Annotated in this window: 19 protein-coding genes and 1 riboswitch; of the genes, 5 read left to right on the plus strand and 14 right to left on the minus strand. The window is 67.9% G+C overall.

Annotated features, from left to right (window positions below):
* Positions 1–10 precede the first annotated feature (10 nt).
* Together GLA29479_RS02140 and eda are read left to right on the plus strand one after the other, a co-directional pair.
* The gene (locus GLA29479_RS02140; protein WP_057970640.1) at positions 11–691 is read left to right on the plus strand and encodes an HAD family hydrolase; all 681 of its coding nucleotides are present in this window, start codon (positions 11–13) and stop codon (positions 689–691) included.
* 31 nt (positions 692–722) lie between these two features.
* The gene (gene eda, locus GLA29479_RS02145; protein ID WP_057970641.1) at positions 723–1,370 is read left to right on the plus strand and encodes a bifunctional 4-hydroxy-2-oxoglutarate aldolase/2-dehydro-3-deoxy-phosphogluconate aldolase; all 648 of its coding nucleotides are present in this window, start codon (positions 723–725) and stop codon (positions 1,368–1,370) included.
* A 687-nt stretch (positions 1,371–2,057) separates the two neighbouring features.
* Here eda and GLA29479_RS02150 read toward each other — a convergent pair.
* The 11 genes from GLA29479_RS02150 to GLA29479_RS02195 all read right to left on the minus strand — a co-directional run bounded on the left by GLA29479_RS02150 (position 2,058) and on the right by GLA29479_RS02195 (position 11,820).
* A complete protein-coding gene (locus tag GLA29479_RS02150; protein WP_082638210.1) occupies positions 2,058–3,143 on the minus strand; it encodes an IS30 family transposase in 1,086 nt (361 codons plus the stop codon).
* A gap of 341 nt (positions 3,144–3,484) precedes the next feature.
* Positions 3,485–4,531: a LacI family DNA-binding transcriptional regulator gene (locus GLA29479_RS02155; protein ID WP_031373094.1), complete on the minus strand. Its 1,047-nt coding sequence runs from the start codon at positions 4,529–4,531 to the stop codon at positions 3,485–3,487.
* A gap of 68 nt (positions 4,532–4,599) precedes the next feature.
* The gene (locus GLA29479_RS02160) at positions 4,600–4,959 is read right to left on the minus strand and encodes a hotdog fold thioesterase (RefSeq protein WP_408953896.1); all 360 of its coding nucleotides are present in this window, start codon (positions 4,957–4,959) and stop codon (positions 4,600–4,602) included.
* A gap of 370 nt (positions 4,960–5,329) precedes the next feature.
* Positions 5,330–5,521: a hypothetical protein gene (locus GLA29479_RS02165; protein WP_057919533.1), complete on the minus strand. Its 192-nt coding sequence runs from the start codon at positions 5,519–5,521 to the stop codon at positions 5,330–5,332.
* A gap of 442 nt (positions 5,522–5,963) precedes the next feature.
* Positions 5,964–6,449, minus strand: a complete 486-nt coding sequence (locus GLA29479_RS02170) for a hypothetical protein (protein ID WP_057970643.1) — start codon at positions 6,447–6,449, stop codon at positions 5,964–5,966.
* Positions 6,347–6,718 (minus strand): hypothetical protein, encoded by a 372-nt coding sequence (locus GLA29479_RS24235; protein ID WP_144436316.1) that lies wholly within the window; start codon positions 6,716–6,718, stop codon positions 6,347–6,349. The genes GLA29479_RS02170 and GLA29479_RS24235 overlap by 103 nt, the downstream gene beginning before the upstream one ends.
* 143 nt (positions 6,719–6,861) lie before the next feature.
* The gene (locus GLA29479_RS02175; RefSeq protein ID WP_057970644.1) at positions 6,862–8,799 is read right to left on the minus strand and encodes a phospholipase D family protein; all 1,938 of its coding nucleotides are present in this window, start codon (positions 8,797–8,799) and stop codon (positions 6,862–6,864) included.
* Positions 8,796–9,515 carry a YceI family protein gene (locus GLA29479_RS02180; protein ID WP_169795603.1) on the minus strand — a complete coding sequence of 240 codons (720 nt, stop codon included), beginning with the start codon at positions 9,513–9,515 and terminating at the stop codon, positions 8,796–8,798. The genes GLA29479_RS02175 and GLA29479_RS02180 overlap by 4 nt, the downstream gene beginning before the upstream one ends.
* Entirely contained in the window at positions 9,506–9,982 is a 477-nt protein-coding gene (locus GLA29479_RS02185) for a SixA phosphatase family protein (RefSeq protein WP_031373099.1), read from the minus strand. Before GLA29479_RS02185 ends, GLA29479_RS02180 begins: the two co-directional genes overlap by 10 nt.
* A gap of 163 nt (positions 9,983–10,145) precedes the next feature.
* The gene (locus tag GLA29479_RS02190) at positions 10,146–10,775 is read right to left on the minus strand and encodes a ParA family protein (protein ID WP_057919529.1); all 630 of its coding nucleotides are present in this window, start codon (positions 10,773–10,775) and stop codon (positions 10,146–10,148) included.
* A gap of 136 nt (positions 10,776–10,911) precedes the next feature.
* Positions 10,912–11,820: an AEC family transporter gene (locus GLA29479_RS02195; RefSeq protein WP_057970646.1), complete on the minus strand. Its 909-nt coding sequence runs from the start codon at positions 11,818–11,820 to the stop codon at positions 10,912–10,914.
* A 348-nt stretch (positions 11,821–12,168) separates the two neighbouring features.
* Here GLA29479_RS02195 and GLA29479_RS02200 point away from each other — a divergent pair, with 348 nt between their 5' ends.
* Both GLA29479_RS02200 and GLA29479_RS02205 read left to right on the plus strand, forming a co-directional pair.
* Positions 12,169–13,659 carry an AAA family ATPase gene (locus GLA29479_RS02200; protein ID WP_057919526.1) on the plus strand — a complete coding sequence of 497 codons (1,491 nt, stop codon included), beginning with the start codon at positions 12,169–12,171 and terminating at the stop codon, positions 13,657–13,659.
* Between the two features lie 30 nt (positions 13,660–13,689).
* Entirely contained in the window at positions 13,690–14,256 is a 567-nt protein-coding gene (locus tag GLA29479_RS02205; RefSeq protein ID WP_057970647.1) for a hypothetical protein, read from the plus strand.
* Positions 14,257–14,287: 31 nt separating this feature from the next.
* Here GLA29479_RS02205 and GLA29479_RS02210 read toward each other — a convergent pair whose 3' ends face one another.
* The 3 genes from GLA29479_RS02210 to ggt form a co-directional block, all read right to left on the minus strand.
* On the minus strand, positions 14,288–14,641 hold the full coding sequence (locus tag GLA29479_RS02210) for a gamma-glutamylcyclotransferase family protein (protein ID WP_057970648.1): 354 nt from the start codon (positions 14,639–14,641) through the stop codon (positions 14,288–14,290).
* 43 nt (positions 14,642–14,684) lie between these two features.
* On the minus strand, positions 14,685–15,668 hold the full coding sequence (locus tag GLA29479_RS02215) for an ATP-grasp domain-containing protein (protein ID WP_248842785.1): 984 nt from the start codon (positions 15,666–15,668) through the stop codon (positions 14,685–14,687).
* A gap of 12 nt (positions 15,669–15,680) precedes the next feature.
* A riboswitch (S-adenosyl-L-homocysteine riboswitch) is annotated at positions 15,681–15,761 on the minus strand.
* 203 nt (positions 15,762–15,964) lie between these two features.
* A complete protein-coding gene (ggt, locus tag GLA29479_RS02220; protein WP_057970649.1) occupies positions 15,965–17,695 on the minus strand; it encodes a gamma-glutamyltransferase in 1,731 nt (576 codons plus the stop codon).
* A gap of 291 nt (positions 17,696–17,986) precedes the next feature.
* Between ggt and GLA29479_RS24240 the strand changes: the two genes are divergently transcribed.
* Complete coding sequence (locus GLA29479_RS24240) at positions 17,987–19,492, plus strand: Tle-like phospholipase domain-containing protein (protein ID WP_057970650.1); 1,506 nt, start codon at positions 17,987–17,989, stop codon at positions 19,490–19,492.
* The last annotated feature ends 278 nt before the right edge of the window (positions 19,493–19,770 follow it).

The raw sequence follows: 19,770 nt of genomic DNA on the forward strand, positions 1-19,770 counted from the left end.
CTGGTCCCTCATGCCCGCTCCCGCACCCACCACTTTCCTGTTCGACCTCGACGGCACCCTCGTCGACAGCGTCTACCAGCACGTGCTCGCCTGGAAGCAGGCGCTCGATGCCGACGGCATTCCGCTGTCGGTGTGGCGCATCCACCGCAAGATCGGCATGAGCGGCGGCTTGTTCACCAACATCCTGCTGCGCGAGACCGGGATCGACATCACCCCCGAGCGCATCGAGCGTCTGCACCGCCTGCATGCCGAGGCCTATGGCCGGCAGGCGACCCAGATCCGTCCGCTGCCGGGCGCGGTCGAGCTGCTCGCTTATCTGACCGAGAATCGGATTCCGTGGGCGATCGCCACCAGCGGCCGCATGGAAACCGCGCGCCATAACCTGGTCGCACTCGGCGTCGATCCCGAGGTCACCCCGGTGATCACCCGCGACATGGTCAAGCACGCCAAGCCCGACCCGGACCTGTTCCTGGCCGCCGCCGACAAACTCGGCGCCGACATCGAACATTCGATCGTGGTCGGCGACAGCATCTGGGATCTGCTCGCCGCGCGTCGCGCGCGTTCGCTCGGCGTGGGTCTGCTGTCGGGTGGCTACGGCCAGGAAGAACTCGAACGCGCCGGCGCGTTCCGTGTCTACGAAGACCCGGCCGACCTGCTCAGGCATATCGACGAAGTGGCTGCGCGCGCTTGAGCGCGAGGCAGCGAACGACAGGAGTGAGGCAATGAGTTCGATGCAGGATCTGCAGGCGCGCGTCGCCGCCGTGTTGGCCCTGGCGCCGGTGGTGCCGGTGTTGGTGATCGATGAATTGAAAGACGCGGTGCCGTTGGCGCGCGCGCTGGTCGCCGGCGGTTTGCCGGCGATCGAGGTGACCCTGCGCACCGCGGTGGCGCTCGACGCGGTACGCGCGATCGCCGCCGAAGTCGAAGGTGCCGCGGTCGGCGTCGGCAGCGTGCGCAAACCGTCCGATTTTACCGATGCGCTCAAGGCCGGCGCGACCTTCGCGGTGTCGCCGGGCAGCGCGCCGGGCCTGATCGCGGCCGCGCGTGACATCGACCTGCCGTGGCTGCCGGGCGTGGCCACCGCTTCGGAAGCGATGGCCTTGTTCGAGCATGGCTACACCCAACTCAAGTTCTTCCCGGCCGAATCGATCGGCGGCGCCACGGCGTTGAAAGCGATCGGCGGCCCGCTGCCGGAACTGCGCTTCTGCGCGACCGGCGGCATCGGCGTGCACAACGCGCACGAATACCTGGCGCTCAAGAACGTGCCTTGCGTGGGCGGGTCCTGGGTGGCGCCTGCGGCGGCGGTAAAGGCCGGCGATTGGGGCAAGGTGGAGGCGCTGGCGCGCGAGGCGGTGGCATTACGCGGTTGATGCGTGGTTTTGTCGGCGACGCTTTTGCCGCCACTGTTGCGACATCTTTCCTGTAGGAGCGACGTGAGTCGCGACCACGGGATGCGCAGAGGTAACGAAGCCGTCGCTATTCGTCGAAGCGACGCGCTTTCGCCAGGGTAGGAGCGGCGCAAGCCGCGACCGCGCTGCGATGGTCTTGCGGCGCCTCCTTCGAGCAAGGTCCGGATCAAACGCCAAAAGCTTCCGCCACTAAAGCGGCGGGTTACTTTCTTTTGTCTAAAGCAACAAAAGTCCGTCTGGATTCCCTTCGGTCAAAGCTAACCAAAGAAGTTGCTTTTCTTTGAGTCAAGGGCCCGCGCGAGCGGTGCATTCGCGGGGATTTTTCATACGGGACATCCCTGTCCCGATGAAAAACGGCGCGCATCCCTGCGCGCCGCCCTCCGGGTCTTCTATTGCCTTCGCTAGCCCGAGACGGCGCACGGCAACCGCAAAATCTTTGCGGGCAACGGCAACGGCAACGGCAACGGCAACGGCCCTGCCAGGATAGGAGCGGCGTCCTGCTGGATTTCCTTCGGTCACAAGCAGCGACCGCGCTACGTCGGTCTTGCTGCGTATCTCCGAAGCAAGATCAAACGCTAAAAGCTTCCGCCACTAAAGCGGCGGGTAACTTTCTTTTGTCTAAAGCAACAAAAGAAAGTCACTGCACTGTCAACGTCTAAGTGCAGCAAACGAGTCGAAAACACTCTGACGAACCTTCGCGGCTAACTCAGGCATGCCCAGCTCACGCAAGAACACCACCGCCGGGAATTGATAGCCCAACGACGCCCGTGGCCGCGTGTTGAACTCATGAGCGATTCGATCCAATTGCCGTTGCGTGTAGCCCGACAGATCGGTGCCCTTCGGAAAATATTGCCGGAGCAGACCGTTGGTGTTCTCGCAGATGCCGCGCTGCCAAGGACTGCTTGGGTCAGCGAAGTAGACCGATACGTTGGTGCGCTGGGTCAATACCCGATGCAGCGCCATCTCCTTGCCCTGGTCGTAGGTCAGCGTCTGCCTCGCCGATAGCGGCAAACGACGCAGCACCCGGCTGAATCCCTCCAGCGCGTCAGCGGCCGTGCAACCACGCATCCGCGCCAGCACCGTGAACAGGGTCTTGCGGTCCACCAGCACGCCGATCGCCGAAGCGTTGCGTGCGCCGACCAGGAAATCGCCTTCCCAGTGGCCGGGCACCAGGCGTTCGGTGGCGGCGGGCGGACGCAGGTGAATACTCTGCACATCCAGCATCCGACCGCGCCGCTCCGGGCCCCGTGCGGACGAATGGCGGGCAGCGCGCTGCTGCTTCAGTAAACGAGTCAGCTCCCGCCGAATGGGGCCACGGGGCATGGCATAAATCGCCGTATAGATGGTCTCGTGCGACACCCGCCACTCCGGTCGGTCAGGATATTCTTCGCGCAGTCCCTGGCTGATCTGACGTGGCGACCAATAACGTGCCAGTCGCCGCTGCACCTCCAGCCACAAGGCACTGTCGGCGCTCAGCTTGCGCTCGCGTCGCGCTCGACGGCGCAAGCGCCGCGCCCGTTCGCCAGCACGAACCGCATCATAGCCTCGCCGGGGTCGACCCAGCGCCGGGGTGGGCCCCGGCGTACGCACCCCATTGCGGGCCAATTCGCGCGACACGCTGCTATCGGCACGCCCCAACATTCGGGCGATAGCGCGGCCGCTATGGCCATGCTGCTTCATGGCCATGAGCACACCGCGTTCTTCGGCGCTGAAGTGGCTGTACTGGGTTCCCATGCGCTGACCTCAAGGGTGGGTGATGCGCTTGAGGTTAGACAGTGCACACCAAAGAAAAATGCTTTTGTTTTGAATCACAGGCCCGCACGAGCGGTGCATTCGCGGGGATTTTTCATACGGGACATCCCTGTCCCGATGAAAAACGGCGCGCATCCCTGCGCGCCGCCCTCCGGGTCTTCTATTGCCTTCGCTAGCCCGAGACGGCGCACGGCAACCGCAAAATCTTTACGGCAACGGCAACGGCAACGGCAACGGCAACGGCAACGGGCAAATCCCTGATCCCCTTTCAAAAAGGGGAAAGAGCAGGGCGATGAGGGAACTTGCGAAGAAGTTGCGGTGGCTTACGGCGTCTGCAGCGGCCGCGGCGGCGCGGTCGAACCACGCACCACCAGGATCGGGCTGAAGCCTTCGTTCGGCGGGACTTCCAAGGGCTGATCCACTTCGCGGCGCAACTCGGCGATCAGGCGATACGCCGCGTGACGGGCGATCTCTTCGGTGGCCTGGCGCGCGGTGGTCAGGGTCGGCCAGGATTGCTTGGAGAACGGGCTGTCTTCGAAGCCGGCGATCGACAGGTCGTAGGGCACGTGCATGCCGCTCGACTTCGCCGCGGCCAGTACGCCGGCGGCGATTTCGTCGTTGCTGCCGAAGATCGCGGTCGGGCGGTCGGGCAGGGCGAACAATCGCCGCGCGCCGCGGAAGCCGTCGTCGAAGGAGTAGTCGCCGGGCAGCACCAGGTTTTCGTCTTCGGCGATGCCGTAGTCGTTGAGCGCCTGGGCATAGCCCTTGTAGCGCTCCCAACTGGAGCGGTGCGATTTGCCGCCCCACAGGAAGCCGATGCGCTGATGGCCGAGCTGGATCAGGTGTTCGGTGATGTCGTAGGCGGCGTCGCGGTCGTCGACCCAGACGCAGGGCGAGCCGTCCTTCGGGTCTTCGGCGGCCGAGACGATGCGCACCAGGCGGATGCCGTGGGCGACCAGTTCGCTGACCAGTTCCATGCGCTCGGACATCGGCGGCGCCAGCACCAGGCCGGCCAGGCGCGCGCCCTGGACCAGGTCGATCAGGTCGGCGGCGAGCAGCGGCGAGGACGAATCGCAGGGGTGGATCTGCAGGCCGTAGCCGGTTTCGCGGCAGGCGGCGAGGACGCCGTTCTGCACGCTGATGATGTAGTACGGGTTCGGGTTGTCGTAGACCACGCCGAGCGCATACGGCTGCGCGCTGCGCAGGCTGCGCGCCGACGGGTCGGGGCGGTAGTCGAGTTCGGCGATCGCTTCGTGGACGCGGGCGCGGGTGCGCGCGCGCACGCCGGATTCGTCGTTGATCACGCGCGAGACGGTCTTCAGCGAGACCTGGGCCAGTTCGGCGACGTCTTTGATGGTGGGTCGGCGCACGGGGTTCTCGCGAGTCAGCGCAAAACCGGCGCTGCTGCGCCGGATGAGGTCCTAGCCTACTCGCCGGGTCAGGGCTTGGGTACCACGGCCAGGGTCAGGCGCGAGATGCACGCCAGCTTGCCGGCCTCGTCCTCGATGCGGATTTCCCAGACCTGGGTGCTGGCGCCGACGTGCACGGGACGCGCGGTGCCGGTGACGGTGCCGCTGCGCACGCCGCGGACGTGATTGGCGTTGATCTCGATGCCGACGCACATCTTGCCTTCCGGCACGCTTAGGTTGGCCGCGCTGCTGCCCAGGGTCTCGGCGAGCAGGACCGAGGCGCCGCCGTGGAGCAGGCCGTAGGGCTGATGGGTGCGGGCGTCGACCGGCATGGTGCCGCGGACGTAATCCGGGCCGATTTCGGTGAAGACGATGCCGAGGGGCTCCATCGCGGTGTTGCGCGAGAGCTGGTTGAGGTCGGCGACGGTGTTGTGGCCGCGGAACAGGGGACGCGCGGCGGAGGGAGCGGTGTCGGAGGCATTCATCGCCTCACGATAGCGGCGATGCCGCGGTCGGACCAGTCGCGAGCGTCGGCTCGCAGGCGTTGCGGGCGTACATCGGATGCTGCGGCGAGGCGATGGAGCGGCGTTCGGGCGGCGCTTGGGCGATTGGCTCGGGCGGTCGGGTGACCCCGGCGTCCTCTAAAAAGCCCGGAACGGCGCGCGTTGAACAGTGGGGACTGTGCGCGCCGGTCCGGGTCGGAAAGAGGAGGGGGAGGTCATCACCGCGTTCGGCCGGCCCATGGACGAACGTCTGCGATCAGGCGAAGCGGAAGCGCGGCTGGACCCAGTTGCTGGCGTAGCTGCGGTTGCTGGCGTAGCCGCTGCTGTTGCCGTAGCCGACGCCGAAATCGCGCTGGCGGTGCAGGTGACGGACGGTCGGGGCGGTCTGGACGGTGGCCGGAGCGGTCGTGGCGGTCGGGGTAACGGTGCGGGCGTTCTGTGCGTTCATGGCGGGCTTCCTGTGTCGTGGGGGGCTGTAGTGACTCGGTGTGTTGGTAAAGTACAACACCTAAACAATCTTGCCTATGTGCTGGAAGTCATGCCCCGGTGTTTCGGGGTGCCCGGTGGGGGTTCCGGGCCCCGGCGGCTGGGCTGCAAGCGCCGGGATTGTTGATAGAGATGTGTTGAGGGGCGCGGAGGTTGCAGTCGCGCACCTATGACTGAAGACCTAGATCAGGGCGCGGATGTGACCAACCGAAGAGGACCGAAACCGGATTGGCTGCGCGCATATCACGAAGACCAGGGCCCTCGGCCATGGCAATGGCCCATGACCCGTTCCGGGCACGAGATAGCGGGGCAGCGGAGAGTACGGGGCGCGCGATTTACGTCGCACGCGCGGAGCGATGGGGACCGCTCCGGCCCAATAAGTCGGTGAGCGCGGCGCGCGGGCTTCAGCAGACCACGAGGTTGAACGCCACGCCGACCGCTTCGCCGGCACCGTTGATCGTCGCGGTGGTCAGGCGCGCATGATTGAACGAGATATCGCTCAGCCAAACGCCCGCCAACCCCAGGTAAACGAAATAGGTCAAACCCACGTAGTCGCCGAACACGACGGTGCGCAGCCAGTCCTGCTGGAACAGATAGAAGCAGGCGGTGATGGCCGCCGCGCCCAGCACCACCAGGGTCGGCAGCAGCAAATGCAGGCCGGCGCGAGGCCGGGTCAGCGTCACCACGCCGAGCAGTCCGAACACCAGCAGATTCGCAGCGCTGAAAATGCGGAACTCGCGGATCAAGGCGTCGGCGACTTGCATGTACTTGGCGCGGATCGCGCGGGTCAGGCGCGTGTCCGAATCCAGCAGGCGCTCGCGCTGCATCTGCAGCGCCGCGGTGGCGCCGGCTTCGATCCGGTCGCGGCAGGCGCAGTCGGGATCGCGCATCTGCGTTGCGATCTCGGCGACCCGGCTTGCAATTGCTGGCCGATCTGCGCGATGCGCGCACGGCTGCGTTCGGACATCCGCGTGGCGATCCGCGACACCGTGCTGTCGTCCAGCGTGTGCAGGGTTTCGCCGACGCGTTGCTCCACTTCGACCCGGATCAGGTCGCGGGCCAACGATTCGATCGCGGTGGGTCGCACGAACGAATAAACGAGCGCGCCGCCGAATGCCAGCACGCCCAATACGCTTACAAGCAACGCGACGATACGCATCGAAAGGCTCCGGTCCATGGGCTTGAATCGTCCCCACTCAGACCCGTGCGGGCCGGGCGAGTTCAATCCGGTGCAGTTGGGGTCGGCCGCTGCGGATCAGTCCCGCAGCGGCGGCGCCCATGGGCGCTCAAGCAGCGCCTGGGTCAGAGAATCGGAGCCAGCCCCGCGCCGAACGCCGTGAACATGCGCGTGGTCAGGCTCTTCACGCCGAGGTTGACCTCGGGGAAATCGCCGACCGGTTTGTAGCAGGCGCGGAAGCCCGGGTCGGTACGGTACAGCGGGCTCGGGCAGTTCGGGCCGGGCACGAATTCGTAGCTGGTCGCGTAACGCACCGGCCACAGGTCGAACAAGGGCAGGTGCTCGGAGACCTTCGCGATCGAATACTCCAGTCCCGAGAACACCGGCGGTTTGTCGCGGCGCGCGATCACCCAGGAGTTGGCCGGAGCGATGTCGCGGCGGATGCTGTCGCCGAGTGCGCGGGCGAAGGCCTCGTCTTCGATCACTACCGCGCTCTCGGTGTTGTAGTGGTCGCCGCGCGGATCGAAGTTGTGGGTGCCGATCACACTGATGCGGTCGTCGATGACCATCGACTTGGCGTGCATGCCGATGCGCACGCCGGCGCGCTTGAGCGGCACCGGTTCGTTGCTGCGGCGGCGCGCATAACGCGTGGCGACGTACTCGCGCGACAGCGGCCGGCGGTACTGGTACGGGTAGGCGACGCTGCTGCGGTCCTGGCGCCGCCACCGCGCCGGCGGCGGTTCCTGCTGCTCGGACAGGCCCGGCAAGCCGAGTGCGGGCAGGGTCGCGCCGGTCGCGGCGATGTCGATCGGCGCGTCGGCCGGGAACGGCTTGTACTCGTAGATGTTGAAGCCGAACTCGCGCAGGTAGCGGCGCTTGTACTTGTACGACAGGGCGTAGGCGATGAAGGCGTCGGTCGCGGCGAGGCTGTTGGTGGAGACGATCACGCGCGGCGCGTCGGGGCGTTCGTGCAGGTCGCTGAACAATTTCTGCGCGGCCTTCGACAGCACCAGGTACGGCGTTTGCAGCATCACTTCCTTGCGCGAATTGGCGATCAGGCTGCGCAGCGAGTCCGACGCCAGCGCGCTGGCGTCGCTGTTCTCGCGATGCTTGTCGGGCGTATCGGAGATGTAGCGCACCTGCCCGACTTCGATGGCGTGGGCGGCGACGCGCTCGCGCACGGTCTCGGCATTGGCGGCATCGTTGAGCATGGCCTGGGCGCGCTTTGGGCGCTCGAATTCGGTCTTCGGCAGGGCCGGCACGCCGTCGGAGATCAGGCGCCGGCCGACGTCGCTGAGGCGTTCGACCGGGACGCTGCGGCGGTCGCTCCAGAACAGTTCGAAGTCGGTGCCCATAACGTCGGCGACCGGGCCGGCGACGAGTACGTCGCGGTCGCGGAAGTTGTATTCGTCGTCCCAGTCGTAATAGTCGTCCTGGTAGTTGCGGCCGCCGGCGATGCCGACCCGGCCGTCGGCGAGCAACAGCTTGGTGTGCATGCGCTGGTTGAGCCGGCGCCAGCAGCAGGCCGCGGCCAGCACGTACTGCGGGTAGGTGATGCGGGCGCGGTGCAGCACCGGGTTGTACAGCCGCACTTCCAGATTGACGTGGGCGCCGGACAGCGCGGCCAGGGTGTCGATGTGGCGCAGCGCCGCGAGCTGGTCCATCAGCAGGCGCACGCGCACGCCGCGGCGTGCGGCGGCGAGCAGTTCGTCGAGCACGAGCTTGCCGGCGTCGTCCTCGTCGTAGATGTAGGTCTGCAGGTCGAGGGTATGGGTGGCGCCGCGGATCAGGTCGATGCGAGCGAGCAGGGCGTCCGGGCCGCGGTCGAGGATCACCGCGTAATGGCGCGGCTGCTCCGGGGTCGAAGCGGCCAGGGCCTTGCTGCCCAGCTCGCGCAGCGGCGAGGGTTGCGCGCAGGCGTCGGCGGCGTCGCAGTCGATCTGGTTGGAGCGCGCCTGCGCGGCGATTTGGCTGGCGCGATCGCGCTGCGCCGGGCTCAGCGTGGCGCAGGCCGACAAGGTCAGGACGAGCAGGGCCGTCAGGCCGCGCGGTACCGCATTCAACGCAAAGACTCCTTTCGTTCCGGAACCCGGCCGTCGGCCGGGCGGCTTTCATTGGAGCGGCCCTCATTGGAGCGGCTCTCGGCCGGCTTGGCTTCGTGGTGCTTGAACACGCCCGGCTTGAGCCGGACCTGCATGGTGAAGCGGACCCGGTCGCCGAGCGCGAGCTGCCAGCCGTCGAGACGGTAGTCGTAGCGGCTGACGCTGCCCTGGGCGATGGCGTCGCAGTCTTCGCCGGGACGGGCGCAGGCCGGCGCGCTGAGCACGAAGGTTTCCATGCGGCTGACCCCGTGCAGGGTCAGTTTGCCGCGCAGGGCACCGCCGGTGCGCACCAGGTCGGGCGCATGCGGTTCGGACAGGAACTCGATGTAGGGATACAGCGGGGCATTGAAGAAGCGCTCGCCGCGGGCGAGGCGGGTGTAGCGCTCGGAGTCGCCGAGCTGCACCGCGGCGGTCGCCAGGCGGATCCGCACCTGATGACGGCCGTCGGCGAGGGTGCTGACCTCGCCGTCGTAACGCGGAAACACGCCGGCGACCTTCTGGCCCCAGCGCGTGCGCAGCTCGAAGCTGAAACGGGTGTGGTCGGGGTCGAACACCTGGAACGTCGGTTGCGCCCAGGCCGGCCAGGCGAACGCGGCCGCGAAGGCGGCACCGGCGACGACCCGACTGCGAAGGCGCCGCCAGCGCGACGGCGCCGGCCGCACCTGGCTCACGGCCACCAAAAAGCGCTGAGCTGGGCCACTCCCGGTTCCAGTCCGGTGCCGACCGGCACGCTCAATACGGCGATCCCGCCCGGCGGCATGCCGCGGTAATCGCCGGACTGGCCGCTGTGCAGCAGCGCGGCCAAGCGTTCCAGGCCCGGGTTGTGGCCGACCAGCATCAGCCGCTCGGCTTCGATGTGGGTGTCGGCCAGGCCGATCAGCGTACCGGGCGTCGCGTCGTAGACCGACGGCTCGATGCGCTGTTCGACATAGCCGATCGCGCCGAGCACGGCTTCCAGGGTCTCGCGGGTTCGCCGCGAGGGCGAGCACAGCACGCAGTCCGGGACCAGTTTGTTCTCGGCGAGCCAGCGGCCGGCGGCCTCGGCTTCGGCCAGGCCTTCGGCGGAGAGGGGGCGGTCGAGGTCGGCCTGGCCTTGGGCGGCCGGCTCGGCGTGGGCGTGGCGGAGCAGGATCAATTCGCGCATGGAGTGGGCAGTTCTGGCGGCGGAGGTGAAAGCGGGGTCGGAAACGACAGGCGCGCGAAGGCTGGACGAATCGTTGCGACGTGCGAAGAGCGACGGTAGGAGGATGCCTGTCGGATCGGAATAAGGGTAGCGTCGGCGCCGACCGCGGCCGACGCGGCGGCGCCTATTTCCGGATCCACTTCAGCAGCGGCTGCCAATCGGCCTGGTGTTCGCGGATCTGTGCGGAGTGGTAGTCGAACAGGCTCTTGCCGAGCGCGGTCATGACCACATAGGCCTGGCTGTCGCGGATCTGCCCGACCACCGGGTAGGGCCATTCGCGCAGCAGCTCGATGGCCTGCTGCGAGGCGTTGGTCCAGGGCTTGAGCTTGTTGCCGACCAGACCGACGCGGAGCTGGCCGCGGCGCACCCGCGGGTGCTGGGCCAGGGTGTCGAGGAAGGGCACGGTCGCTTCGATGTCGAGGGTCGAGGGCTGGATCGGCACCAGCACCGCGTCGGCGATCTCCAGGAAACTTTCCAGATCGTCGGCCATCGCGCCGGCTGGTGCATCGATCACCGTACGTTGGGCGTCGTCGGGCAGGCTCTTGCGCCAGGCCTTGCGGCGGGTGCCGTCGAGCGGCAGGACCGCGCTCTCCAGGACCGAGCGGCGCTCCGCCCAGCGGGTCGAGGACCCCTGGGGATCGGCATCGATCAAGGCCGTGCGCAGGCCATCGAGGGCCGCCTGGGCGGCAAGGTGGGTGGCGATCGTGGTCTTGCCGACGCCGCCCTTCGAACTGGCCACCAGCACGGTCTTCATGCGAGCTCCCTCCGGATGGAAACCGCAGCGTACACCGGGGGTGTGGCGGGGGCCATCACGGGTTGGTTCGATCCGCGGCCGAATGTCGGCTCGCGGCAGGCGGTCACGACCGCCTTGTGATCAGCCCGGCTTCCGATTAGCTCAGGGCGATGCGCGCCCACAACGGCAAGGTCAGCAGCGACAGCAGCAGGCCGTAACCGACCATCGCCGCGGCCAGGCGCGGGGCGAGTTGGTGGGCGATGGCCAGGGCGCCGGCGGTGACCATCGGCGGCATCGCCGATTCGAGCACGGTGGTGCGGGCCATCGCGCCGTGCAGGCCGAGCAGCGGCACCAGGGCCCAGGCCAGGGCCGGCATCAGCGCCAATTTCAGCGCCAGGCCAGACAGCAGCGGCTTGAGTTCGTCGCGCGGCAGGGCCAGCTTCACCGACAGGCCGATGGTCAGCATCGCCAGGGGCAACAGGGCGTCGGACAGGCGTTGCAGGCCGCCGGCGATCCAGCCCGGCGGCTCGACCGGCATCACCGTGAAGCCGATCGACAAGGCCCACAGCGGCGGGAAGCGCACGATCCGGCGCAGCATGTCGGCGGCGCTGGGCCGCTGGTCGCCGCCGTAGCGCGCCAGCACCCACAGGCCGAAGGTCGACAGCATCAGGAAGGCGCCGAACTGGTCGTAGACCACCGCATACGGCAAGGCGTCTTCGCCGATCAGGGCGCGGGTCAGCGGGTAACCGAGAAAGCTGGTGTTGCCGAGGGCGACGGTGAGCAGCAGCACCGCATGCTCGTCGCGACGGAACTTCAACCAGCGCGACAACGCGCCGACGCAGGGCACGGTCGCGGCCAGCAGCAGCCACGGCACCGCGGCGATGCCGAGCAAGGCCGGCTCCAGGTGCAGGCGCGGCGCGTAGCGCAACACCGCCGCCGGCAGGCAGACGTAGAGCACGACCAGGTTCAAGGTCTGCGCGGCGTTGTCGGGCAACACGCGCGAGCGCTGGAACAGGTAACCCAGCGCCAGCATGGCCAGCACCAGGGCGAAGGCGTCGAAAGCCATGGATGGGACCGCGAACGTCGGACGGTAGGGCATGGTCGCGGTTGCGCGGCGCGGGCTCAAGACGGCTTTCGGGTTAGACGAGGGTGGCGGGCGGTTTGCCTGGTGAGATGGGTTGGAAGCAAGAGCAAGAGCAAATCCCCCCTGGCCCTCTTTTCCAAAGGGGGGAAGTGCATCGGGTGGGGCGCGCAGGGCTCGCGTTCGATGCGTGCTTGCTGCGGTGGTGTCGGCGGTTGCCCCCTCTGGCAAAGGGGCGGTGCCCGCGCAGCGGGCGCGGGGGATTTGCTCTCGCTTTTAGGAAGCCGCCCATCCGCGCGCCGTATCATGTCGCGTCCACGGAAGAACGGCCCCATGAGCGAACTGCAAGACCTGACGGCGCTGATCCGCGCCAACACCGCATTGATCGTGATCGAGACCCGCGACGAGTCGCGGGTGATCGAGCTGTTCCGCCAGGTGCTGATGAACGTGTGGCGGGCGCTGTACCGCTGGTCGATCACCGAAGGCCTGCGCCGGGTCGATTTCGACCGCGACGACGAAGAGACCGAGGTCGCGCCGGACATCTCCAACACCTTGCAGTCGATCCGCGACGCCGACCAGCGCGGCATCTACCTGATGTTCGATGCGCACCCTTACCTGGGCTACGCCAGCACTCAGCGCCAGTTGCGCGAGATCGTCCAGCGCCGCGGTTGCCAGCCGCACGTGCTGGTGTTGATCGGACACAAGGTGGAGTTGCCGCCGGACCTGGAATCGCTGGCGGTGCGCCACCGGCCGAGCCTGCCGGACGCCAATGCCCTGCTCAAGCTGGTGCGCGAGGAAGCCGAGAACTACATGCGCGAGCACGGCGGGCGTCGGGTCGAAAGCGATGCCGACGTGGTCAAGCAGATCGTGCGCAACCTGCAGGGCCTGGACCCGGTCGACGCGCGGAGGATCGCGCGCCACCTGATCTTCCGCGACGGCGCCATCGGCCCGGACGACCTGCCCGAGCTGGCCAAGCTCAAGTTCGAGCTGCTCAACCGTTCCGGCCACCTGCATTACGAATACGACAGTGCGCGCATGAGCGAGGTCGCCGGCGCGCGCCGGATCAAGCGCTGGATCGAACAGCGCCGCGGCGTGTTCGTCAGCGGCGATGCGCCGCCGGGGCTCGACCCGCCGAAGGGCATCCTGCTGCTCGGCGTACAGGGCTGCGGCAAGTCGATGATCGCCAAGGCGGTTGCGGCCGGCTTCGGCGTGCCGCTGGTGCGCCTGGACTTCGGCACCCTGTACGACAAGTTCCACGGCGAGACCGAGAAAAACCTGCGCGCGGCGCTGAGTTCGGCCGAGCAGTTGTCGCCGGCGGTGCTGTGGATCGACGAGATCGAGAAAGGTCTGGCCGGCGACGGCGGCGACAGCGACGGCGGAGTGTCGCGGCGCGTGCTCGGTTATCTGCTGACCTGGATGGCCGAGCGCAAGTCGCGGCTGTTCCTGGTCGCCACCGCCAACCAGATCGAGGCCCTGCCGCCGGAACTGTTGCGCAAGGGCCGTTTCGACGAGATCTTCTTCGTCGACCTGCCGGTCGCCGAGGTGCGCGAGGAATTGTTCGCCAGCCATCTGCGCAAGCGCGCGCTGAAGCCGGAAGGGTTCGATCTGGCCGGGCTCGCCCAGGCCAGCGACGGTTTTTCCGGCGCCGAGATCGAGCAGGCCATCGTCGCGGCGATGTACGCCGCGCATGCGGCGAACACGCCCTTGGCGGATTTCCAGTTGCGCGCCGAGCTCAAGCAGACCCGGCCCTTGTCGGTATTGATGGGTGAACAAGTCACCGCTCTGCGCGAATGGGCGCGTGGGCGCACGGTCGCGGCGGACTGAGGGGGCTGGCAAGGACCACGAGGGGCGGCGATGCGTTTGTTAGTAATCGATTGGTGCAGGCACTGGCAAGGCGCGCAGCGACAGCGGCCGCAGGCGCATCGGTTCGCGCTCGATCATCCGAAGCTCGCCTTCGCCTTGATCGTCGGCCTGGGCAACGGCAATTACGAGGAGGCCTGCGTCGAAGCGGATTCGCCGCAGGCGCTCGAGGGCTGGCGGGCTATGCTGATCCAGGTCGGCAGCGCCGTACCGGTCGAGCCCGACGCGGCGATGCGCGCCTCGCGCATGTATCGCCCCGGCTACGACGCCTACGATCAGGCCGGCAATTGGTTCTTCGTCAATCCGCGGCCGCGGCCGGAACTGTTCCAGGACGGCCCCGAATACGAAGGTTATCTGGCCGAGTTCGCGCGACCGGAGGACGAGGCGCGGTACTCGCCGCCGCAGACGCCATCAAGGCTTCGTCCTGGCATTGTGGCCGCGGCGCCTACGCCGGCAGCGCCGCGCAGCGGTTCACGGCGCGCGCTCGGAATCGCGGTGTTGATGGTCGCGGCGGTCGTCGCCGCGATGGTCTTGCTGCGCGGCTTCGCGGCGAGCGCTTGACCGGTCCACCGATCAAGCGCCGGCCGCCGCTTCAGTCGCGGCGTTTCACGTACACCCACGCGCGCCGCCCCGACGCCAACTCGGCCTGCACACGTTCGTAGTCGTCCACTTCGTAGGCGTCGGCATGGGCCAGTTCCTCGGCGGTGATCGCGAACACCATGCCTTCGACGCGGTCGTGCGGGTCGCCGCTGGCTTCGAGGATCGGGTGATAGGCCTCGCCGCTGGTGGCGACGACCTGCGCGTCTTCGATCTTCACCATCGTGCGGCGATAACCGACCAAGGCGTCGGCCTCGCCTTGGAGCAGACGGCCGAAGGTGGCCTGCTGCACGCCGGTCTGTTGCAAGGTGCCGTAGGAGAACAAGGATTCGGTGCTTGCGGGGGGCATGCGGACTCCGTTGCGCCGCCTCGCGGCGGCGCGATGCAGAAGCTTATCCGGCGGCGAGCGTCGCCGATTCGCGCACGCTCGGCCAGCGTCGCGCCAGTTGTGCGGCGAACATCTCCGCCGCCGGCGGATATGCGGCGAAGTGCAGGAAGGGTTCGATGAATTCCAGTTCCATCAGGCGGAAGCCGTCGGCGGTCATCACCCCGTCCACGCGCACATAGGCCTGGTCGCGATAGCCCAGGGCGGCCACGGCGTCGAGCGCGTGCCGGGCCGCGGCGAGAATCGCCGGGTCGGGCTCGGTCAAGCTCGCACTGCCGCCGAAATCGGTCTGCACGCGGTAATCGCCGGCGCTGGGTTTCTTGAGCACGGCGTGGCTGTAGTGGCCGTCGAAGAACATCAGCGACCACTCGCCCTCGGCGACGATCTCGGGCATGAACGGCTGCACCAGATAATCGAGATCGCGCGGCAGCGCCGCGAGCAACTCGGCGAAGGCGGCCTCGCCGACCCGGCCGCGCATGGTATGCCAGGCGCCGCCGCTGACCGTGGGCTTGATCACCACGTCCTGGCCGGACATGGGCGCGACCGCCTCGGCGAGCGCATCGCCGGGCGCCGACACGGTCGGGATGATCGCGACATCGCGAGCGGCGAGTTCGAGCAGGTAGCGCTTGTTGCTGTTCCAGCGCAGCAAGGGCAGTTCGTTGGCGATCGGCAGGCCGAGGGTTTCGATCTGGTCGTACCAGGCGAGGAAGTCGTCGTAGTGGCGGAAATAGTCCCAGGTGGTGCGGACCAGGACGGCATCGAAGCGGGTCCAGTCCACCGCCGGGTCGTTCCAGACGCAGGCGACCGGCTCGATGCCGTGCCCGCGCAGGGCGTCGACGAGACCGGCGTCGTCGGGATGGAACTCGGCGTAGACGGTCGAGGTGACCAGGGCGAGCTGGAAGCCGTTCGGCGACGCAGCGCTGATGGCGCCGATCGCGGCACCGGGATGGATGTTCGCGTCGTCGGACGCGGTGTGGGAAACAACGGGCATGACGCCTCCATGATCGGGAGGGCGCCCTTGTCTCGGCATCGCGGATCGAGCGTGGCGGAACGCGTCGGTTCCGTCGCAGCACCCCTCGGTCCGGACTGCGGATGGCCCGGGGGCGATCCGCAACTGGTGCGCGGCGTCGTGGCGACGCCGCGCGAATAGTGTTCGATAGCACGGTCGGCGCTGTCAATCGCGCGGCGATGTTTTTGGGTAGGAGCGGCGCGAGCCGCGACTGCGCCGGTTCATGAGGTTGCGCGGTCGCGACTTGCGTCGCTCCTACCCTTGAAGCCGGCGCCTTCTCAGTAGCCCGCGGCTTGGCCGTCCTTGCGCGATTCGCTGGCGCCGACGTAGCCGCCGTGGGGGTTGACCATGATCGCCTGGTAGCCGCCGTAAGGGCCGTGGGCGAAGCGCACGCTGTGGCCGCGGCGCATCAGCTCGCGCACGGTCTCGTAGCTGAAGCCGGTCTCCAGGTCGAGTTCGCCGCCGTCGCTCATGACCGTGGCCTGGCCGGCCGGTTCGGTGGAACCGTCGTGCTGCAGACGCGGGGCGTCGCCGGCTTCCTGCAGGTTCATGCCGAAGTCGATCAGGTTGATCACGATCTGGGCATGGCCCTGCGGCTGCATCGCCCCGCCCATCACCCCGAACGACAGCCAGGGTTTGCCGTCCTTGGTCACGAACGCGGGGATGATGGTGTGGAACGGCCGCTTGCCCGGCGCGAACGAATTGGGATGGCCTTGCTTGAGCACGAACTGCTCGCCGCGGTCCTGGAAGATGAAGCCCAGGCCCGGCGGTGCCATGCCGCTGCCCATGCCGCGGTAGTTGGACTGGATCAGCGACACCATCATGCCGTCGGCATCGGCGACGGTCATATAGATGGTGTCGCCTTCGTCGAGTTCCTTCGGTGTCGCCGGCTGCACTTCGCGCAGGGCCTTGTCCATCGAGATCAGCTTGCGCCGTTGCGCGGCGTAGTCCTTGGAAATCAATTTCGCGACCGGCGACTTCGAGAACGCCGGGTCGGCGTACCAGCGCGCGCGGTCGGCGAAGGCGAGCTTCTTGGCCTCGGTGAACAGGTGCAGGTGCTCGACGCTGCCGAAGCCGTAGGACTTCAGGTCGTAGGGTTCGAGCAGGTTGAGGATCTGCAGTGCGGCGATGCCCTGGCCGTTCGGCGGCAGTTCCCAGACGTCGTAGCCGCGGTAGTTGGTGCTGACCGGTTCGACCCACTCGCCGCGATGGGCGGCGAGGTCGTCGTAACTCAGGAAACCGTCGTTGGCCTTGAAATAGGCGTCGATGGTGTGGGCGATCTCGCCCTTGTAGAACGCATCGCGCCCGCCCTTCGCGATCTGCTCCAGGGTGCTGGCGAGGTTCGGGTTCTTCCACATCTCGCCGGTGCGCGGGGCGCGGCCGTCGATGGTGAACTGCTCCTTGAAGCCCGGCCACTTCGACAAGCGCGGCACCGAGGCGTTCCAGTAATAGGCGATGACCTCGTGCACCGGATGGCCGTCGCGCGCATAGCGGATCGCCGGCGCCAGGTTCTCGGCCATCGGCTTGCGGCCGAAGCGTTCGTGCAGGGCGAACCAGCCGTCGACGGTGCCGGGTACGGTCACCGGCAGCGGGCCGTGCGGCGGAATGTCCTTGAGCCCGCGCTTTTGGAACTCGGCCAGGGTCAGCGACTTGGGCGAACGGCCCGAGCCGTTGTAGCCGTAGAGCTTCTGGGTTTTCGGGTCCCACACGATCGCGAACAGATCGCCGCCGATGCCGTTGCCGGTCGGCTCCATCAGACCAAGCGCGGCGTTGGCGGCGATGGCGGCATCGACTGCGCTGCCGCCGGCCTTCATCACGTCGAGCGCGATCTGGGTGGTCAGCGGGTGCGAGGTCGCGGCGATCGCGTGCGGGGCATAGACCTCGCTGCGGGTGGCGAAGGCCTTGCCGCTGATGCGGTCGGCGGCGGGGGCGGACAGCGGCAGGCCGAGCGCGCAGGCCAGGGCGAGCAGCGCCAGGCCGCGGCGTGGCGCGGTGATCGGTCGGGACATGCGGGGCCTCTCCAGGTGAACCCCGACCATAACGCAGCCCGGCGACCGCGCGCCTGGGCCGAAGGTTGACCTCCCTCCAACTCCCGCCCCCCTGTTTCGCTCTCGGACTCCCAACTCCCAACTCCCAACTCCCAACTCTCGATTCCCGACTCCCGACTCCCGACTCCCGATTCCCGATTCCCGATTCCCGACTCCCGAGACCTAGGGCTAACCCTAGCTCGGGCACGTACCAGCTGTTTCTGCACAAATCGCGTCCATACGCTGCGTTCAAGTATCCAGGGGGTGGCCGCGATGAGCTTTCCAGAGTTCGACAGTGCGTTCCGTTTCGCCCAGTTGCCGAATCTGATCGATCACCTGCTGCACCCGCAGCCGTCGTCGCAGCCCCTGCCGCAGGACACCGCGCCGCCGCTGACCCTGGCCAGCGCACCGGTCGAGCTGCCGTATTCGCCGCACGCGCCGGTCGACACCGCCTCGCAAGAACCCTTCAGCGAGCAGCTCTACGGCCAGCAGCCGCAGAAGGCCATCGACACCTCGCTGGCCGAGCTGTCCAGCGACGTCTACAAGACCGACGGCGCCGGCACCGCCGGCTGGACCCGGCTCACGCCCGAGCAGTTGCTCGACCTCAAGGGCCCCGACGGCAAGCCCGCCGGTATCGACCCGGCCTCGCTGGAAACCGAGGGCACCGGCTTCCGCGCCGCGGTCTACACCAACAACAACGGCCAGTACGTGGTCGCCTTCGCCGGCACCAACGGCTTCAGTCCGTTCGGCGACGGCGACATCGCCAACGACGTCGGCCAGGGCCTGGGCTTCGACACCAGCCAGTACAAGCAGGCGGTCGCCTTGGCCAAGGAAGCCGAGGCAGCGTTCGGCGACAACGTCGTGTTCACCGGTCACTCGCTCGGCGGCGGCCTGGCCTCGACCGCGGCGCTGGCCACCGGCAACACCGCGGTGACCTTCAACGCCGCCGGCCTCAGCAACGACACCTTGCGCGACCTGGGCTTCAGCCCGCACGACGCGCGCTCGCAGGCCGAGGACGGCCAGATCCGCCGCTACAACGTCGACGGCGATCCGCTGACCGGCGTGCAGCAGAGCGTCGAGGTGCTCAACGGCACGCCCGACGCGGTCGGCTACGAACTCAATCTCAAGCATCCCGAAGGCTGGCCGAACGTGCTCAGCGCGCACGGCGCGGCGACCGTGATCGAGGCGATGAAGACCCAGACCCCGACGCCGACCGAGAGCATCGAAGGCGACGAACTCGGGGTGCTCGACCGCATGGCCGAGACCGGTTCGGAAACCGCGATCGACCTGCTCGGCGACGGCGCCCAGGAGGTCATCGACCTCGGCGTCGACGCCTTCAACGTCGGCTACGACTTCGGCGGCGACCTCGACGGCGTGATCAACAACGAATACGCCGACGGTCGCTATATCGACGGCACCTTCAAGCTCACCGGCGACCTCGCCGAGGGCACGCTGAACCTGGCCGGCGACGTCGGCCGCGGCGGCTTCAACCTGGTCGGCGACGTCGCCGAAGGCAGCGGCGAACTGGCCGGCGGCCTGATTCGCGATCTCGGCGAATACGTCGGCCTCAAGGATGCCGGCGACACCCTCGGCGGTTGGATCGAGGACGGCGGCCAGATCCTCGGCGACGTCGCCGAAGGCGCCGGCGAGCTGACCGAGATCGTGTTCGACGGCCTGGGCACGGCGACCGAGGCCACCCTCGACTTCGCCGGCGATGTCGCCGAAGGCACGGTCAAGGTGTTGGACGACGTCGGCAGCTTCCTCAATCCGTTCGATTGACGGCCCCGGGTTCGACTGACGGCCCTGGGGCGGCCGCGGTGACGGCACGGGCGCGGCCTGTGCGGCGGGCCGCGCCGTCGCGTCTGTGCGTGAACGGCATCGGCTTCTCTTACCCGCCGGCGCGGCTGCGTTACGATCCGGCCATCCGACCACGGTCGTCTTCCAGAGCAGGCGCCTCGTCATGAATCTTCCGCATCTGAACCCGCGTGGCGCGGCCTCGCGCGTGATGGCCGCCGCCATCCTGCTTATGCTGTCGGTCTGCACGGCGTGTGCAGGCC

It is taken from the genome of Lysobacter antibioticus (genome assembly GCF_001442535.1).
Classification (GTDB): domain Bacteria; phylum Pseudomonadota; class Gammaproteobacteria; order Xanthomonadales; family Xanthomonadaceae; genus Lysobacter; species Lysobacter antibioticus.

Coding starts and splice junctions, on each gene's coding strand:
- GLA29479_RS24235 (WP_144436316.1), bottom strand. CDS start 6,718: ATGCGTATCGTCGCGTTGCTTGTAAGCGTATTGGGCGTGCTGGCATTC.
- GLA29479_RS02150 (WP_082638210.1), bottom strand. CDS start 3,143: ATGGGAACCCAGTACAGCCACTTCAGCGCCGAAGAACGCGGTGTGCTC.
- GLA29479_RS02140 (WP_057970640.1), top strand. CDS start 11: ATGCCCGCTCCCGCACCCACCACTTTCCTGTTCGACCTCGACGGCACC.
- GLA29479_RS24240 (WP_057970650.1), top strand. CDS start 17,987: ATGAGCTTTCCAGAGTTCGACAGTGCGTTCCGTTTCGCCCAGTTGCCG.
- GLA29479_RS02200 (WP_057919526.1), top strand. CDS start 12,169: ATGAGCGAACTGCAAGACCTGACGGCGCTGATCCGCGCCAACACCGCA.
- GLA29479_RS02185 (WP_031373099.1), bottom strand. CDS start 9,982: ATGCGCGAATTGATCCTGCTCCGCCACGCCCACGCCGAGCCGGCCGCC.
- GLA29479_RS02165 (WP_057919533.1), bottom strand. CDS start 5,521: ATGAACGCACAGAACGCCCGCACCGTTACCCCGACCGCCACGACCGCT.
- GLA29479_RS02205 (WP_057970647.1), top strand. CDS start 13,690: ATGCGTTTGTTAGTAATCGATTGGTGCAGGCACTGGCAAGGCGCGCAG.
- GLA29479_RS02195 (WP_057970646.1), bottom strand. CDS start 11,820: ATGGCTTTCGACGCCTTCGCCCTGGTGCTGGCCATGCTGGCGCTGGGT.
- eda (WP_057970641.1), top strand. CDS start 723: ATGAGTTCGATGCAGGATCTGCAGGCGCGCGTCGCCGCCGTGTTGGCC.
- GLA29479_RS02170 (WP_057970643.1), bottom strand. CDS start 6,449: ATGCGCGATCCCGACTGCGCCTGCCGCGACCGGATCGAAGCCGGCGCC.
- GLA29479_RS02190 (WP_057919529.1), bottom strand. CDS start 10,775: ATGAAGACCGTGCTGGTGGCCAGTTCGAAGGGCGGCGTCGGCAAGACC.
- GLA29479_RS02215 (WP_248842785.1), bottom strand. CDS start 15,668: ATGCCCGTTGTTTCCCACACCGCGTCCGACGACGCGAACATCCATCCC.
- GLA29479_RS02160 (WP_408953896.1), bottom strand. CDS start 4,959: ATGGAGCCCCTCGGCATCGTCTTCACCGAAATCGGCCCGGATTACGTC.
- ggt (WP_057970649.1), bottom strand. CDS start 17,695: ATGTCCCGACCGATCACCGCGCCACGCCGCGGCCTGGCGCTGCTCGCC.
- GLA29479_RS02210 (WP_057970648.1), bottom strand. CDS start 14,641: ATGCCCCCCGCAAGCACCGAATCCTTGTTCTCCTACGGCACCTTGCAA.